Origin of the sequence: Pseudomonas sp. ChxA, from assembly GCF_030263855.1 — a bacterium.
Lineage (GTDB): Bacteria > Pseudomonadota > Gammaproteobacteria > Pseudomonadales > Pseudomonadaceae > Aquipseudomonas > Aquipseudomonas fluorescens_CB.
Genome location: NZ_JARPMK010000001.1, coordinates 3678402 through 3694413, shown reverse-complemented (window position 1 = coordinate 3694413; position 16012 = coordinate 3678402). Strand labels below are relative to the sequence as shown.

Annotated in this window: 10 protein-coding genes; 7 read left to right on the top strand and 3 right to left on the bottom strand. The window is 61.0% G+C overall.

Annotation, left to right across the window (positions count from 1 at the left end; all coding sequences use genetic code 11):
* Window position 1 precedes the first annotated feature (1 nt).
* The 4 genes from P5706_RS16495 (at window position 2) to P5706_RS16480 (ending at window position 9210) form a co-directional block, all read left to right on the top strand.
* Window positions 2–1336: a TolC family outer membrane protein gene (locus P5706_RS16495; RefSeq protein ID WP_056859967.1), complete on the top strand. Its 1335-nt coding sequence runs from the start codon at window positions 2–4 to the stop codon at window positions 1334–1336.
* 30 nt (window positions 1337–1366) lie between these two features.
* Window positions 1367–4324 (top strand): autotransporter serine peptidase EprS, encoded by a 2958-nt coding sequence (eprS, locus tag P5706_RS16490; RefSeq protein WP_285680218.1) that lies wholly within the window; start codon window positions 1367–1369, stop codon window positions 4322–4324.
* Between the two features lie 157 nt (window positions 4325–4481).
* Window positions 4482–7589 carry an autotransporter outer membrane beta-barrel domain-containing protein gene (locus P5706_RS16485; RefSeq protein ID WP_285680216.1) on the top strand — a complete coding sequence of 1036 codons (3108 nt, stop codon included), beginning with the start codon at window positions 4482–4484 and terminating at the stop codon, window positions 7587–7589.
* A gap of 190 nt (window positions 7590–7779) precedes the next feature.
* Entirely contained in the window at window positions 7780–9210 is a 1431-nt protein-coding gene (locus tag P5706_RS16480) for a polyurethane esterase (protein WP_285680214.1), read from the top strand.
* On the opposite strand, the gene P5706_RS16475 is transcribed toward P5706_RS16480, so the two are convergent.
* Entirely contained in the window at window positions 9211–9474 is a 264-nt protein-coding gene (locus tag P5706_RS16475) for a hypothetical protein (protein ID WP_244657832.1), read from the bottom strand.
* Window positions 9475–9672: 198 nt separating this feature from the next.
* Between P5706_RS16475 and P5706_RS16470 the strand changes: the two genes are divergently transcribed.
* On the top strand, window positions 9673–9837 hold the full coding sequence (locus tag P5706_RS16470) for a hypothetical protein (protein ID WP_162843021.1): 165 nt from the start codon (window positions 9673–9675) through the stop codon (window positions 9835–9837).
* 58 nt (window positions 9838–9895) lie between these two features.
* Here the strand turns inward: P5706_RS16470 and P5706_RS16465 are convergent.
* Together P5706_RS16465 and P5706_RS16460 are read right to left on the bottom strand one after the other, a co-directional pair.
* Window positions 9896–11268 (bottom strand): IS3 family transposase gene (locus tag P5706_RS16465; RefSeq protein WP_285678350.1). Its coding sequence is split into 2 segments (ribosomal slippage): window positions 9896–10797 and window positions 10797–11268, totalling 1374 coding nucleotides; the frame shifts between segments, so codons are not numbered across the junction.
* A 182-nt stretch (window positions 11269–11450) separates the two neighbouring features.
* Complete coding sequence (locus P5706_RS16460) at window positions 11451–11675, bottom strand: YgdI/YgdR family lipoprotein (protein ID WP_017135598.1); 225 nt, start codon at window positions 11673–11675, stop codon at window positions 11451–11453.
* A gap of 187 nt (window positions 11676–11862) precedes the next feature.
* Here P5706_RS16460 and P5706_RS16455 point away from each other — a divergent pair, with 187 nt between their 5' ends.
* Both P5706_RS16455 and P5706_RS16450 read left to right on the top strand, forming a co-directional pair.
* On the top strand, window positions 11863–13506 hold the full coding sequence (locus P5706_RS16455) for a VRR-NUC domain-containing protein (protein ID WP_285680210.1): 1644 nt from the start codon (window positions 11863–11865) through the stop codon (window positions 13504–13506).
* Entirely contained in the window at window positions 13503–15761 is a 2259-nt protein-coding gene (locus tag P5706_RS16450; RefSeq protein WP_285680208.1) for an ATP-dependent DNA helicase, read from the top strand. Before P5706_RS16455 ends, P5706_RS16450 begins: the two co-directional genes overlap by 4 nt.
* Window positions 15762–16012: the final 251 nt, after the last annotated feature.

The following is a 16012-nucleotide window of genomic DNA, read 5'->3' as shown; positions in this document are numbered from 1 at the left end:
CATGCGCGTTGTGTTCATCACCTTATTGTTGAGCTGCACCAGTGCCCACGCCGCCATGGGCCCGTTTGATGTATACGAACAGGCCTTGCGTAACGACCCGGTGTTTCTGGGCGCGATCAAGGAGCGCGATGCCGGCCTGGAAAACCGCACCATTGGCCGTGCCGGGCTGTTGCCGCGCCTGTCGTACAACTACAACAAGGGCCGCAACAACTCCGAAGCGCACCTGCCGGACGGGCGCGGCGGCAGTTACCGCGACGACCGCAACTACAACAGCTATGGCTCGACTTTCAGCTTGCAACAGCCTTTGTTCGATTACGAAGCCTACGCCAACTACCGCAAGGGCGTGGCCCAGGCGCTGTTTGCCGATGAAAGCTTTCGCGACAAGAGCCAGGCGTTGCTGGTGCGCGTGCTGAGTTATTACACCCAGGCGCTATTCGCCCAGGACCAGATCGACATTGCCCGCGCCAAGAAAAAGGCCTACGAGCAGCAGTTCCAGCAGAACCAGCACCTGTTCCAACAGGGCGAAGGCACACGCACCGATATTCTCGAAGCCGAGTCGCGCTATGAGCTGGCCACCGCCGAAGAGATCCAGGCACTGGATGAGCAGGACGCGTCCTTGCGTGAACTGGGGGCGTTGATCGGCGTGCAAAGCGTCGACATTCACGACCTGGCGCCGCTGAACCAGAGCTTTGCCGCCTTCACCCTGACCCCGGCCAACTACGACACCTGGCATGAACTGGCGCTGAGCAATAACCCCACGCTGGCATCGCAGCGCCAGGCCGTGGAAGTCGCGCGTTATGAAGTGGAGCGCAACCGCGCCGGGCATTTGCCCAAGATCACCGCGTATGCCAGCTCGCGCAAACAGGAGTCCGACAGCGGCAACACCTACAACCAGCGCTACGACACCAACACCATCGGCGTCGAAGTCAGCCTGCCGTTGTATGCCGGTGGCGGTATCTCCGCCTCAACCCGCCAGGCCAGCCGTGGCATGGAACAGGCCGAGTACGAACTGGAAGGCAAGACCCGCGAAACCCTGATCGAACTGCGCCGCCAGTTCAGTGCGTGCCTGTCGGGCGTGAGCAAATTGCGCGCGTACCAAAAGGCCCTGACCTCGGCCGAAGCGCTGGTGGTGTCGACCAAGCAAAGCATCCTCGGCGGCGAGCGGGTCAACCTCGATGCGCTGAACGCCGAGCAGCAGCTGTACAGCACCCGTCGCGACCTGGCCCAGGCGCGTTACGACTATTTGATGGCCTGGACCAAATTGCACTACTACGCGGGCAACTTGCGTGACACCGACCTGGCGAAAGTCGATGAGGCCTTCGGCCCGGTGAAATGAGCATCCATAAGAAGAATAAGGAGGGGTTAGATGATCACCCATTCACCACGTTTCAAACCGTTTACCGCAGGCTCGTTACTCCTGTTGTCCGTTGCGGCGCAGGCGGCCTATACCGAAAACGGCCAAGCGGGTAATCCCGCCAGTTGGCGCTCCGCCGAATTCCAGAGTGACTGGGGCCTGGGGCGCATGAAGGCGGATGAGGCCTATGCGGCCGGCATTACCGGCATCGGGGTCAAAGTCGGCGCGTTGGACTCGGGTTTTGATCCCAACCACCCGGAAGCTTCCAAAGACCGCTACCACGCGGTCAGCGCCAGCGGCACGTATGTGGATGGCAGCGCGTTCAGCACCACCGGCGCGCTCAACCCCAACAATGACTCCCACGGCACCCATGTCACCGGCACCATGGGCGCGGCACGTGATGGCGTGGGCATACATGGCGTGGCGTATAACGCGCAAATCTATGTGGGCAATACCAACGCCAACGACAGCTTCCTGTTTGGCCCGACCCCGGACCCCAAGTATTTCAAGGCGGTGTATACCGCGCTGGTGGATTCCGGCGTGCGTGCGATCAACAACAGCTGGGGCAGCCAGCCCAAGGATGTCAGCTACCAGACCCTCGGCGACCTGCACGCCGCCTATGCCCAGCATTACAACCAGGGCACCTGGCTGGATGCCGCAGCGGACGTGGCCAAAGCCGGGGTGATTAACGTGTTCAGCGCCGGCAACAGCGGTTATGCGAATGCCAGCGTGCGCTCGGCATTGCCGTATTTCCAGCCGGAACTGGAAGGCCACTGGCTGGCGGTATCCGGCCTGGATAAAGCCAATAACCAGAAATACAACAAGTGCGGCATTGCCAAATACTGGTGCATCTCTACGCCTGGCGCGCTGATCAACAGCACCATTCCCGACGGCGGTTACGGGGTCAAATCCGGCACCTCGATGTCGGCACCGCATGCCACCGGCGCGCTGGCGCTGGTGATGGAGCGCTACCCGTACATGAGCAATGAGCAGGCGTTGCAAGTGCTGTTGACCACCGCCACGCAGCTCGACGGCTCGATCACCCAGGCGCCCAACACCACTGTGGGCTGGGGCGTACCGGACCTCGGCCGAGCGATGCACGGGCCGGGGCAATTGCTCGGCGCAATGAACGTCAACTTGGCGGCCGGGCAGGGCGATGTGTGGAGCAATGGTATCTCCGACCAAGCCTTGGTTCAGCGCCAGGCCGAAGACCGCGCCGAGCACAGCGCCTGGCAGCAAACCCTGATCGATAAGGGCTGGCAGAACGGCGTGGGCGCAAATGCCAGCCAGCAGGACCAGACCGATTACGCCGTTGGCACTGCCCGTGATCAGGCCGCCGCCAACCGCGTGTACGAGGGCAGCCTGATCAAATCCGGCGCCGGCAGCCTGGTGCTCAGCGGCGACAGCACGTATCGCGGTACGACCAGCGTCAATGGCGGCCTGCTGGCAGTCAACGGTTCGCTGACCTCGGCGGTGACCGTCAACAACAGCGGCACCCTCGGCGGCTCCGGACGTATCGGCGCCTTGAGCGTCAACAGCGGCGGCACCGTGGCACCGGGCAATTCCGTAGGCACCTTGCAGGTGGCCGGTGATGTGAACCTGGGCGCAGGCTCCACCTATGCGGTGGAACTCACGCCTACCAGCAGCGACCGCATCGTCGCAGGCGGCAAAGCCGTGCTGGGCGGCGGCACCGTGACCCTGGCACTGGAAAACAGCCCGACACTGCTCAGCCAGAGCCAGGTGCAAAGCCTGATCGGCCGCCAATACACCATCCTCCAGGCAGCGGGTGGCATCCAGGGCCAGTTCGGCCAGGTGCTGCCTAATTACCTGTTCCTCGGCGGCACCCTCGATTATGCCGCCAACGGCGTGCAGTTGGATGTGGGGCGCAATAACGCAGCGTTCGCCAGCGTTGCCGCCACGCGTAACCAGCGCAATGTCGCGGCGGCGGCCGAGCAACTGGGCGCCGGTAACTCGGTGTATGAAAGCCTGTTGCAGTCGGACTCGGTGGCCACCGCCCGCCAGGGTTTGCAGCAACTGTCGGGTGAGATCTACCCGGCGATTGGCGCGATGCTGATCAACGACAGCCTGCAACTGCGTGACGCTGTGGGTGAACGCCTGCGCCATGTGCCGGTGAGCGGCGAAAGCAACCTGTGGCTCAAGGCACTTGGCGCCTGGGGCAAGATCGACAGCCGCAGCGAAACGGCAGGCTCGACCACCTCGATTGGCGGTTTGCTCGCCGGTGTGGACGGCGCGCTGGACGAACAGACCCGCGTGGGTGTGGTCGCCGGCTACAGCGACAGTTCGCTGAACATGGGCAGTGGCACGCATTCATCGGCGTCCATCGACAGTTATCACTTCGGCGCTTACGCCGGGCGTGAACTGGGCGACTGGCGCGTCAGCGTGGGCGGCGCCTACAGCTGGCATCGCGGCGACGTAAAGCGTGACCTGCAATACGGCGAAGTCAGCGGCAAGCAAAAGACCAAGCTGGATGCGCGCACGGCGCAGTTGTTCACTGAAGCGGCGTACCGCATTCACCTGCAACCGCTGGCGCTGGAGCCGTTCGCCAACCTGGCCTATGTCCACCTGGACAGTGACTCGTTCCATGAAAAAGGTGATTCGGCTGCGCTTGAGCGTGGCAGCGATCGGCGCGATGCGGTGCTCAGCACCCTCGGGCTGCGTGCCTTGAAAACCCTGCCACTGAACGACCATCAGCAGTTGGAACTGTCCGGTTCGCTGGGCTGGCAGCACAGCCTGACGGCAGTTGAATCCGAAGAACACTTGGCGTTTGTCGCCGGCGGGCCGTCGTTTGCCGTGCGCAGTTCGCCGTTGTTGCGTGATGCCGCGCTGGTCGGTGTGCAGGCCAGCCTGGCGCTGAGCAAGGCCACGCGGGTCAACCTGGATTACAACGGCCAGTTGAGTGGGCGCGCGAAAACCCAAGGCGTGGGGCTGAGCCTGAACTGGCAGTTCTAACTGTGGGAGCTGGCTTGCCTGCGATGGCGGTGGGTCAGTCGATGAAAAGGTCGGCTGAGCTGACGCTATCGCAGGCAAGCCAGCTCCCACCTGAGCACTGCGGCGCTGAAGAAAAGTGATTCACCTACCGGCAATAAGAAAACTAAGGAAGGTCACCGTGAACAAACGCAAACCAGGGTTAAATACCGCCACTCACACAGGCCCGGGCTACCCGCTCAAGGCTTTGAGCTGCGTGCCATACGGCGCGCTGCTGTGCTGCCTGGCAAGTCTGGGGACCGCCCAGGCCGCACCCTATGTGGAAACCGGCAAACTGGGCGATGCCGCCAGTTGGCGCAGCAGTGAGTTCAAGGCCGATTGGGGCCTGGGCGCCATCCACTCAGACACCGCGTATGCCGCCGGCTACACCGGCAAAGGCGTCAAACTGGGCATCTTTGACCAGCCGGTGTATGCGCAGCACCCGGAGTTCGCCAGCCCCAACAAGGTGGTGACGATTGTCACCGAAGGCATCCGCCAATACACCGACCCGTATATTCCGGTGAAGGCCGGTGATGCGTTCCGCTATGACGGCACGCCATCCAAGGACTCCAACGGCAAGCTGGGTAACCACGGCACCCACGTCGGCGGGATTGCCGCCGGTAACCGTGACGGCGGGCCGATGCACGGCGTGGCGTTCAATGCGCAAATCCTCAGCGCCGAAAACGGCGACCCAGGTCCGGAAGACGGGATCATCCTCGGCAACGACGGTGCGGTGTACAAGGCCGGTTGGGATGGTCTGGTGGCCAGCGGCGCACGCATCATCAACAACAGCTGGGGTATCGGCATTGGCGATCAATACGCCAAGGGCGGGCGCGATCCGGCGTACCCCAATTTCACGGTCAATGAAGCCCAGGCTCAGTTCAACAACATCCGGCCGATCCTCGGCACGCTTGCCGGTGGCGCCTACCAAGGCGCAATCGATGCGGCCCGCAGCGGCGTGCTGACCATCTTTGCCGCTGGTAACGACTACAACCGCAACAACCCGGACGCGATGTCGGGCCTGGCGTACTTTGTGCCGGAAATTGCACCGAACTGGCTGTCGGTAGCCGCCTTGCAACAAAACCCGGACACCGCGAGTGCCAACCCGTATGTGATCAGCACCTTCTCGTCGCGCTGCGGTTATGCGGCGAGCTTTTGTGTGTCGGCACCCGGTACCAAAATCTTCAGTTCGATCATCAACGGCACCGACCTGAGCAACCTGACCACCGACTGGGCCAACAAAAACGGCACCTCCATGGCGGCGCCCCATGTGGCTGGCGCAGCGGCGGTGTTGATGGAGCGCTTCCCCTACATGAGCGGCGAGCAGGTCGCCACCGTGCTCAAAACCACCGCCACCGACCTTGGCGCGCCGGGCATCGACGCGCTGTATGGCTGGGGCATGATCAACCTGGGCAAAGCAGTCAACGGGCCAGGGATGTTCGTCACCGCCGAGGACATTCCTGCTGAGTTCCGTATCGACGGTGCCTATGGCAGCAGCCAGTTTGTCGCCGACCTGCCAGGCATCGGTGCGGTGGTGGATGCCGGTAAACCGACCCAGCGTCTGTGCACCGACGTGCATTGCGGCCTGGATGTGTGGAGCAATGACATCTCCGGCCATGGCGGCCTGACCAAGCAGGGCATCGGCGCGCTGGTACTGACTGGCACTAACACCTACAGCGGGCCGACTTTGGTCAACCAGGGCTTGCTGGCAATCAACGGTTCGGTCACTTCCGACGTCACCGTCAGCCAGGCCGGTGTGCTCGGTGGCTCGGGCCGTATCGGCTCGCTGACCGCCAAAAGCGGCGGCACCGTGGCGCCGGGCAACTCCATCGGCACCTTGAATGTGGCGGGCAATGTCACCTTTGACGCGGGTTCGACCTACGCGGTGGAGCTGTCGCCCACCAGCAGCGACCGCATTGTGGCCGGCGGCACCGCCACGCTCAATGGCGGTACTGTGACCCTGGCGCTGGAAAACAGCCCGACGCTGTTGACGAACGCCCAGGCGCAAAGCTTGATCGGCCGCCAGTACAACATCCTGCAAGCCGCAGGCGGCGTGACCGGAACCTTCGGCGCGGTGTTGCCGAACTACCTGTTTATCGGCGGCACCCTCAACTATGCCGCCAACGGCGTGCAGTTGGACGTGGCACGCACCAACAGCTTTGCCAGTGTGGCGGTCACGCCGAACCAGCGTGCGGTCGCGGCGGCGGCGGACCAGTTAGGCGCCGGCAACGCGGTGTATGAAAGCCTGTTGCTGGCACCGAATGCGGCCTCGGCCCAAGGCGCGTTCCAGCAGCTCTCCGGCGAAATCTACCCGGCACTGCAAAGTGCGTTGATCAACGACAGCCGTTACGTGCGCGAAGCCGTCGGCGAGCGTCTGCGCAATGGCGAGATGGGCGCCAGCAGCGAAACCATCGACAGCCGTGGCAACGTCTGGGTTAAGGCCTTGGGCGCGTGGGGCAAGACCGACAGCCGCAGCGACACCGCGGGCTACACCACCTCGCTGGGCGGCATGCTCGCCGGTGTGGATGGCGCGCTGGATGAGTCGACGCGTATCGGTTTGGTCGCCGGCTACAGCGACACCTCGTTGAACATGGGTAACGACACCCATTCCCGGGCCTCGGTCGACAGCTACCACTTCGGTGCCTATGCCGGGCATGAGATCGGTGCCTTGCGCCTGAGCGGTGGGGCAACCTACAGCTGGCATCGCGCCGATGTGAAGCGTGACCTGCAATACGGCGATGTGGCCGGCAAGCAGAAGGTCAAAGTCGACGCGAGCAGCACTCAGGTGTTTGGTGAGGCGGCTTACCGCGTCAACCTGCAACCGCTGGCCCTGGAGCCGTTCGCCAACCTGGCCTATGTGCACCTGGATACCGACGGTTTTACCGAAAAGGGTGACGCCGCCGCGCTCAAAGGCCATGACGACACCCGCGATGTGGTGCTGAGCACCCTGGGCGTACGCGCCTTGAAAACCTTCAATGTGAATGATCACCAGCAGTTGGAAGTGTCCGGTTCGCTGGGCTGGCAGCACAACCTGAGCAGCACCGATTCCGAGCAGCACCTGGCATTTGCCTCGGGCGGCCCGGCGTTTGCGGTAGAAAGTGCACCGATGGTGCGCGATGCCGCGTTGGTCGGTGCGCGGGTCAGCCTGGCGCTGAGTAAGGATGCGCGGGTGAACTTTGATTACAACGGTCTCTTGGCCAGCAAGGACAAGGTCCACGGGGTGGGGTTGAGCCTCGACTGGGCGTTCTAAAAGGCTTCATCCCTTGTGTGGGGTTGGGCTTATGTGGGAGCCGGGCTTGCCCGCGATGCAGGCAACTCGGTGTGTCAGTGACACTGAGGCGAGGCTATCGCAGGCAAGCCAGCTCCCACATAAAACCAGCGTCCAACGCTGAAACGTGTTTTCGCTTTCTCTACAAATCCAACAACAGAGAGGCACTACCATGGGTATCTTTGACTATAAAAACCTCGGCACCGAGGGCTCCAAAACGCTGTTCGCCGATGCCATGGCGATCACGCTGTATTCCTACCACAACCTGGACAACGGCTTTGCCGTGGGTTACCAGCACAACGGCCTGGGGCTTGGCTTGCCGGCCACGCTGGTGGGGGCGCTGCTGGGAAGCACGGATTCACAAGGTGTGATCCCCGGCATTCCCTGGAACCCCGACTCGGAAAAAGCTGCGCTTGCGGCGGTGCAGAAAGCCGGCTGGACGCCCATCAGCGCCAGTGCCCTGGGCTATGGCGGCAAGGTCGATGCGCGCGGCACTTTCTTTGGCGAAAAGGCCGGCTACACCACGGCCCAGGTCGAGGTGCTGGGTAAGTACGATGACGCCGGCAAATTGCTCGAAATCGGCATCGGCTTTCGTGGCACCTCGGGGCCACGGGAAAGCCTGATCACCGACTCCATCGGCGATGTGATCAGCGACCTGCTGGCGGCCTTTGGCCCCAAGGATTATGCAAAAAACTATGCGGGTGAAGCTTTCGGCGGCTTGCTCAAAAATGTCGCCGACTATGCCGGCGCGCATGGCCTGAGCGGCAAGGACGTGGTGGTCAGCGGCCACAGCCTGGGCGGGCTCGCGGTCAACAGCATGGCGGATTTAAGCAACAACAAATGGTCGGGGTTCTACAAAGACGCCAACTACGTGGCCTATGCCTCACCGACCCAGAGTGCCGGCGATAAAGTGCTGAACATCGGCTACGAAAACGACCCGGTGTTCCGCGCGCTCGACGGCTCATCCTTCAACTTGTCGTCCTTGGGCGTGCACGACAAACCCCACGACTCGACCACCGACAATATCGTCAGCTTCAACGACCACTACGCTTCGACGTTGTGGAATATCCTGCCGTTTTCGATCGTCAACCTGCCGACCTGGGTCTCGCATTTGCCCACCGGTTATGGCGACGGCATGACGCGCATCCTCGAGTCCGGCTTCTACGACCAGATGACCCGCGACTCCACAGTGATTGTCGCCAACCTGTCCGACCCGGCGCGGGCCACCACCTGGGTGCAGGACCTTAACCGCAACGCCGAACCGCACAAGGGCAACACCTTCATCATCGGCAGCGACGGCAATGACCTGATCCAGGGCGGCAAGGGCGCAGACTTTATCGAAGGCGGCAAAGGCAATGACACGATCCGCGACAACAGTGGGCATAACACCTTCCTGTTCAGCGGCCATTTTGGCAACGATCGGGTGATTGGCTACCAAACCACGGACAAGCTGGTGTTCCAGAACGTGGAGGGCAGCACCGACCTGCGTGATCATGCCAAAGTGGTCGGCGCAGACACGGTGCTGACCTTTGGCGCCGACTCGGTGACCCTGGTCGGCGTCGGGCATGGCGGCCTGTGGGCGGACGGCGTCAGCATCGGCTGATCAGCGCCAATTGTGCCCCCGCCAGCCGCCACCATAGTACGGCCGGTGGGGGTAACCATAGCCGTAGCTGTAAACATGATGTGGGTAGTAATAAGGCCGAGGGGCGTAACCCCAGTGCCCGTAATAAACCGGCGGCGGCGGGGGAGCAACCACGATGACCCGCGGCGGCTGGCGAATGATGATGGTGTCGGCAAACACCGGCGCACTGGCCAGGGCCGCCAGGCTCAGGGGGATGAGTAACAGCGCGCGTACCGTCCGGGACATGAGTGCCATGGCCGTCTTTCTCCGTTCTACCGCCTTCGAAGATGAAGGCGGCTTATCGGTTAAACGCCGGGTTGGCGAAAATCCTTCGGTAAATAAATCTTCACCGATCAGCGGCGCAACGCTGCGACGGGTTCGGCAGGCCTCACGCGTTTAATCACTACCCGCGAGCTGTTTTGCGCGTCATGTGAGGAACCGAGCATGTCCCGATTTCGATTGCTGCTGTGCGCCCTGGTGCTGTTGGGCTTGGGCGGGTGTGCGGTGTATCCGGCCTATCCCGGCCCATGCTGCTATCGGCCGTACTACCACTCGTACTACTACCATCCCTACTATCACCCGTATTACCACCCGTACTACCGGTACTGATCGTTACTGATCGTTCCCACGCTCTGAACTGACCCCACAAAGTTGGACGTTTACCCATCTATGCCTGAGCGGCCTGAGTTCTGTATTCAACAGGACTCAGGCCGTTTAGCTTCAGTCTGATACGCGAGTGATTGTAATACTGGATGTACTCGTCGATGCCAGCGTGAAGCTCATCAAGGTCGTTAAATTTATTCAGATAAAAAAACTCTGACTTCAGTGTGCCGAAAAAACTCTCCATGGCCGCATTGTCGTAGCAGTTACCCTTGCGCGACATGCTCGGCGTCACGGAGCTTTTTTTGAGAGCCTGCAGGTAAATGGGCATTCGATACTGCCAGCCCTGGTCTGAGTGCAAAACCGGTTTTTCATGCGGCTGAAGTCGCTTGAATGCACCTTTGAGCATCTTCCCGACCATATCGAACAGCGGCCTTCTGGCAACCTCATAGGAAATGATTTCGCCGTTGTACAGATCCAAAACGGGCGACAGATAAAGCTTCTGGCCTCCAACTTTGAACTCTGTAACGTCGGTTACCCACTTTTGATTGGGTGACGGAGCTTCGAACTCACGCCTCAAAAGATTTGCCGCTACCTTGCCTACCTCACCCTTGTAGGCTCGGTATTTCTTCACGCGCACCAAGCTCTTGAGCTGAAGCTGCGCCATCAGTCGCTGAACCGTCTTGTGATTGACGAGATGACCAGCGCTTCGTACCGCAGCCGTTATCCGGCGGTAGCCATACCGGCCCTTATGCTCATCGAACGTCGAACGAATCTTGTCTTTCAGCTCAGCGTGCTTATCAGCCGCTTGCAGCGCCTTTTGCTGATAGTAAAAGGTGCTGCGTGCCAAACCGGCGAACTTCAGCAGGCTTTCGAGAGAGTGCCGCGGCCTCAGTCCTATTACGATTCGCGCTTTTTCTGCTGCGCTACTCGTTTCTTCTCCTGAACCAAGGCATCGAGCTTTTTTAGGTAGTCGTTTTCCATCCGCAACTGCTTTACCTCGGCAAGCAAATCATCGCGTGAGCGCGACTCATCATCGGGTGAGTCGGGTTGAACAGGAGGAATGGTGGTTGGCATTTTTTTCGGACGTCCGGCTCTATTAGGCTGCTTGGTAAGGGCATCAAAACCGCCCTCATCATAGCGGCGCTCCCAGAGGCCGATGATGCCGAACCTGCGGATGTCGAACAAGGCCGCCGTCTGCCGATAGGACAGCTGTTCCTTACGCATACGTTTCAAAACAGACAGTTTGAAGTCGTTGCTATAGCGCTGCAGCTTTTTCTGTTTCAGCCCGGCAGCGCCATGCACCTGATAGGCCGCAACCCACTGGCGAAGGGATGAAAAATCCACATTGTGACGGTGTGCCACATCCCTCAAACCCGCGCTACCGGAACAGTAGTCCTGCACTGCTGCCAGTTTTACTTGCTCTGTGTACTTACCCATGACACCCCCAAAGGTTGTGTCCAACCTTTGGGGGTCAGTTCACTCTGCGTGGGAATGCCTCTTGTGACGCTCTGCGTCACGCCTTTGGACGCGGAGCGTCCTGGGCTGCATGCCCACGCGGGGCATGGGAACGATCAAAAAAGCCCCGCATTGCGGGGCTTTTGATGTTCAGACGATTGCTTTCACTTTTCGCTGCGAACCGTCGCAACGTCATCCGCCTTGATGCGGATGTGCTTGCCGGCGATGTCGGTGAATTCATAGAACCCATCGGCTGTCTTGGTCTTGGGGGTGTCCTTGGTCAAATACTGCGTGCCATTTTGCAATGTCACTACGGTTTGCGTGGAGCAACCGGCCATCAGCAGAAAAGTGAGTGCAACCAACGGCAGACCCAAATTCTTCATGTTCATTACCCTTACCTTTAACCCTGAAAAGTCCCGCGCCTAAGGCTTCGGGCCACAAATGTTACGCCATCAACTGTCCTATCTGATCACTTTTATGCAAAAAGTTGCGTGGGCCATTTATCTATTACTCATTGCAACAGCCCGCCGCTGGCGGCACTCTGTATGCATAACCAGTATTCAATCAGTGCGCGACATGGCCAACCCCCTCGACGATCCCCTGTATTACCTGCATAACTTCCGCCAAGTACTGCTGTGGCTGGGGCAGCGTTATGCCGATTTGCTCGACCCGGACGAAATGCAGTTTATTCAGCAATTTGACAGGTTGCCGCAGCCGTCCCAGGCGCTACTGGTGCGTATGGTGATGCGCAAAGGTGTGCATTTTCGCGGGAGCAAACTCAATTACCTCGAAATTGGCTGCCCCCACACGGCAGCGCTGGCACTGGTGCAGTTGGGTTGGGTCGATCAGCAGGGCCCGTTGAGTTTTGCTGAGCTGTTTGCGCTGCTGCAAAAAGGCGAAATCCTCGCCGCCTTCGCGCCGTGGATTGACCAACCCAAAGGCAAGAAGGCCGACTGGCTGGACGGGCTGGCGGTGCAGTTCACCGAGTCACGCAGCTTTGCACAGTGGTGCCCCGAGCTGAACGACAGGCTCTACAGCCTCACCGTGATGGACCTGTGCGACCGCCTGCGGCTGATGTTCTTCGGCAACCTGCACCAGGACTGGTCCGAGTTCGTGCTGGCTGATCTGGGCATCTATACCTACGAAAAAGTCGAGTTCTGCGCCGAGTCCCGTGGCCTGCGCAGCCGTGACGATGTGCACGGCTTTCTGTTCCTGCACCAATGCCAGCAAGCCTTCGAAGCCGGGCAGGCACTGGACGAGGTACTGGCGCAGATCGTGCTGCTGGCCACCGACAACCCCTGGCTGGAAAAACGTCGGGCTAAATTGCTGTTCCAGATCGGCCACTATTGCGAGCGCAGTGCCGAGCTGGATTTGGCGGCCCGGATCTACCGTGATTGCGCCTATCCCGGCGCGCGCGCGCGGTTGATTCGCGTGCTCGAGCGCCAGGAGGATTACGCGCAAGCCATGGCCCTGGCGTGCGCGGCGCAGCAAGCACCGCAAAGCGCCGGCGAACAACAACACCTGTTGCGCGTGCTGCCACGCCTGCGGCGCAAGCTCGGTGAACCGGCGCTGCCCAAGGTCAAGCCACGTGAAGTCACGCGCCTGGACCTGGCACTGGTGCAGGCGCCGCTGATGTCGGTGGAATCCTGCGTGCAAGCGCACTTGAGTGAGCCCGATGCGCCGGTGCATTACGTCGAAAACGGGCTGATCAATTCACTGTTCGGGCTGTTGTGCTGGGAGGCGATTTTCGCGCCGCTGCCAGGTTCGTTTTTCCACCCGTTCCAACGCGGGCCGGTGGACCTGCACAGCGAAGACTTTCATCAGCGTCGCGCGGTGTTGTTCGCCGCGTGCTTCGAACAGCTTACGGATGAACGTTACAAAACCACCATCCGCCAGCGCTACGTGGACAAATGGGGCATCCAGTCGCCGTTCGTGTTCTGGAACCTGCTCAGCGAAGAGCTGCTGGAGCAAGCCCTGACGTGCCTGCCCGCCGAACACCTGCGCTACTGGTTTGAACGCCTGCTGTTGGATATCCGCGCCAACCGCGCCGGCATGCCGGACCTGATCCAGTTCTGGCCGGCGCAAAAGACCTATCGCATGATCGAAGTCAAAGGCCCCGGTGACCGTTTGCAAGACAACCAACTGCGCTGGCTGGAGTTCTGCGGCGAGAACCAGATGCCGGTGACCGTCTGTTATGTGCGCTGGGCGCAAACCGCTTGAGCTACAACGTTGCGGTGCGCGCGCTGTGCGAGTTCACGGCCAAGGTCGGCGACCTGGACCTGCGCTTTACGCCGTCGCCCAGCGCCCAGGAAGGCATTATTGGCCATCGCACGGTAGCCTCGCGCCGCAGCGCCCATTACCAGAATGAAGTGGCGCTGGAAGGCGAGTACCAGCAGCTCAAGGTGCGGGGCAGGGCAGACGGCTACGACCCGGACAGCAATCGCCTGGAAGAAGTCAAAACCTATCGCGGCGACCTCGATGCCCAGCCCGCCAACCATCGCCAATTGCATTGGGCGCAGGTCAAGGTGTATGGCTGGCTGATGTGCCAGAAGCTCGGCCTGCAAGAGATCGATCTGGCGCTGGTGTACTTCGATATTGTCGGCGAAGGCGAAACTTTGCTGAACCAGCGCTTTGCAGCGGGCGATCTTGAGCAGTTCTTCAACCAGCAATGTGCGCTGTTCCTCGGCTGGGCGCGCAAGGAAATGCAGCACCGCGAGGCACGCAACCAGGCCGCACAGGCGTTGGCGTTTCCCCACGCCGCGTTTCGCACCGGCCAGCGTGCGTTGGCCGAGTCGGTCTACAAGGCCGTCAGCACCGGCCGCTGCCTGATGGCCCAGGCGCCTACCGGCATTGGCAAGACCGTCGGCACGATCTTCCCGCTGCTCAAGGCGCTGGCGCCGCAGCAGCTGGACAAGGTGTTCTTCCTCACCGCCAAGACGCCCGGCCGCAAGTTGGCCCTCGACGCCGCGCAAGTGCTCTACGCCAGCAGCCCCGACTTGCCGTTGCGGGTGCTCGAACTGGTGGCGCGTGACAAGGCCTGCGAGCACCTGGACAAAGCCTGCCACGGTGATTCCTGCCCATTGGCCAAGGGCTTTTATGATCGCTTGCCGGCGGCACGCGTGGCGGCGTCCAAGGTGCGCCTGTTGGACCAGCGCAACCTGCGCGAGGTGGCGTTGGCCCATGACGTCTGCCCGTATTACCTGAGCCAGGAAATGGCGCGCTGGGCCGACCTGGTGGTCGCCGACTACAACTACTATTTTGACTTCGGCGCCATGCTGTTCGGCCTGGCCCAGTTGAACCAATGGCGCGCGGCGGTGCTGGTGGACGAAGCCCACAACCTGGTGGAACGCGCCCGCTCGATGTACAGCGCCAGCCTCGATCAATACAGCCTCAAGACCCTGCGCGACAGCGCGCCGGAGCCGCTGAAAAAACCCTTGCAGCGCCTGAACCGCGAATGGAACGCCGTGCATAAGGACCAGGTCGCGCCGTACCAGGCTTACGCCAGCAGACCCGACAAGCTGCTCCAGGCGTTGAGCCTGTGCACCAGCGCCATGGGCGATTACTTCAACGACCACCCCGAAGCTCTCAGCGGCGACCTGCAAGCCTTCTATTTCGAGGCGTTGCAGTTTGCCAAGGTGGCGGAGTTGTTCAATGAACACTTCATCTTCGATATCAGCAAACGCCAGTTCGGCAAACGCAGCGCTTCGACCTTGTGCCTGCGCAACGTGGTGCCGGCCGAATTCATCAGGCCCAGGCTGACCGCAGCGCGCAGCAGTGTGCTGTTCTCTGCGACCCTGAGCCCGCGCCACTATTACGCTGACTTGCTCGGCTTGCCTGCCGACACCGCGTGGATCGATGTGGAGTCGCCGTTTCAGGCCGAGCAACTGCAGGTGCGCATCGTTGATGCGATCTCCACGCGTTTTGTGCATCGCCAAGCCTCTCTGGGGCCGATTGTCGAGTTGATTGCCCGGCAGTTCGCTGTGCAGCCGGGCAACTATCTGGCCTTCTTTTCAAGCTTTGATTACCTGCAACAGGTGGCGCAGTTGATGGCCGAGCGGCACCCGCAGATTGCGCTGTGGTTGCAGTCACGCGGCATGGCCGAGGCCGAGCGTCAGGGGTTTCTGGACCAATTCACTCAGCACAGCCAAGGCATCGGCTTTGCGGTGCTGGGTGGCGCGTTTGGCGAAGGCATCGATTTGCCTGGCACGCGGTTGATCGGCGCGTTTATCGCCACACTGGGGTTGCCGCAACTGAACCCGGTCAACGAACAGATGAAAGCGCGGATGGGCGCGATTTTCGGCGCGGGTTATGACTACACCTATTTGTATCCCGGCATTCAAAAGGTCGTGCAGGCGGCAGGTAGGGTAATCCGCAGCCAGCAGGACCGAGGCGTGGTGATGTTGATCGATGACCGCTTTGGCGAAGCCCGTGTGCGGCAGCTGTTGCCGCGCTGGTGGGCGGTGGAAGGGATGTAACGGCTGGAACATTAGTTCAGGTCAAACTCGGTGAAAAATGTGGGAGCTGGCTTGCCTGCGATAGCGGTTTGTCGGTGTACATATCCATTTCTGCGGTAACGGCTTCTATTGGTTCCGCTCTTAAAGCGGGTCACTTTTGGCAAACGCCCCAAAAGTAACCAAAAGGTCTGTGCCCCACCACTCGGTGCCTCGCCTAGGCTCGGCATGCCCTCACTCCGGCTTGAATCCTTGGGCCGCCGCGATGGGCCATC

Bases quoted from the DNA above. Each gene is read 5' to 3' on its own strand.
- eprS (WP_285680218.1), top strand. From the start codon at position 1,367: ATGATCACCCATTCACCACGTTTCAAACCGTTTACCGCAGGCTCGTTA.
- P5706_RS16475 (WP_244657832.1), bottom strand. From the start codon at position 9,474: ATGTCCCGGACGGTACGCGCGCTGTTACTCATCCCCCTGAGCCTGGCG.
- P5706_RS16455 (WP_285680210.1), top strand. From the start codon at position 11,863: ATGGCCAACCCCCTCGACGATCCCCTGTATTACCTGCATAACTTCCGC.
- P5706_RS16470 (WP_162843021.1), top strand. From the start codon at position 9,673: ATGTCCCGATTTCGATTGCTGCTGTGCGCCCTGGTGCTGTTGGGCTTG.
- P5706_RS16495 (WP_056859967.1), top strand. From the start codon at position 2: ATGCGCGTTGTGTTCATCACCTTATTGTTGAGCTGCACCAGTGCCCAC.
- P5706_RS16460 (WP_017135598.1), bottom strand. From the start codon at position 11,675: ATGAACATGAAGAATTTGGGTCTGCCGTTGGTTGCACTCACTTTTCTG.
- P5706_RS16480 (WP_285680214.1), top strand. From the start codon at position 7,780: ATGGGTATCTTTGACTATAAAAACCTCGGCACCGAGGGCTCCAAAACG.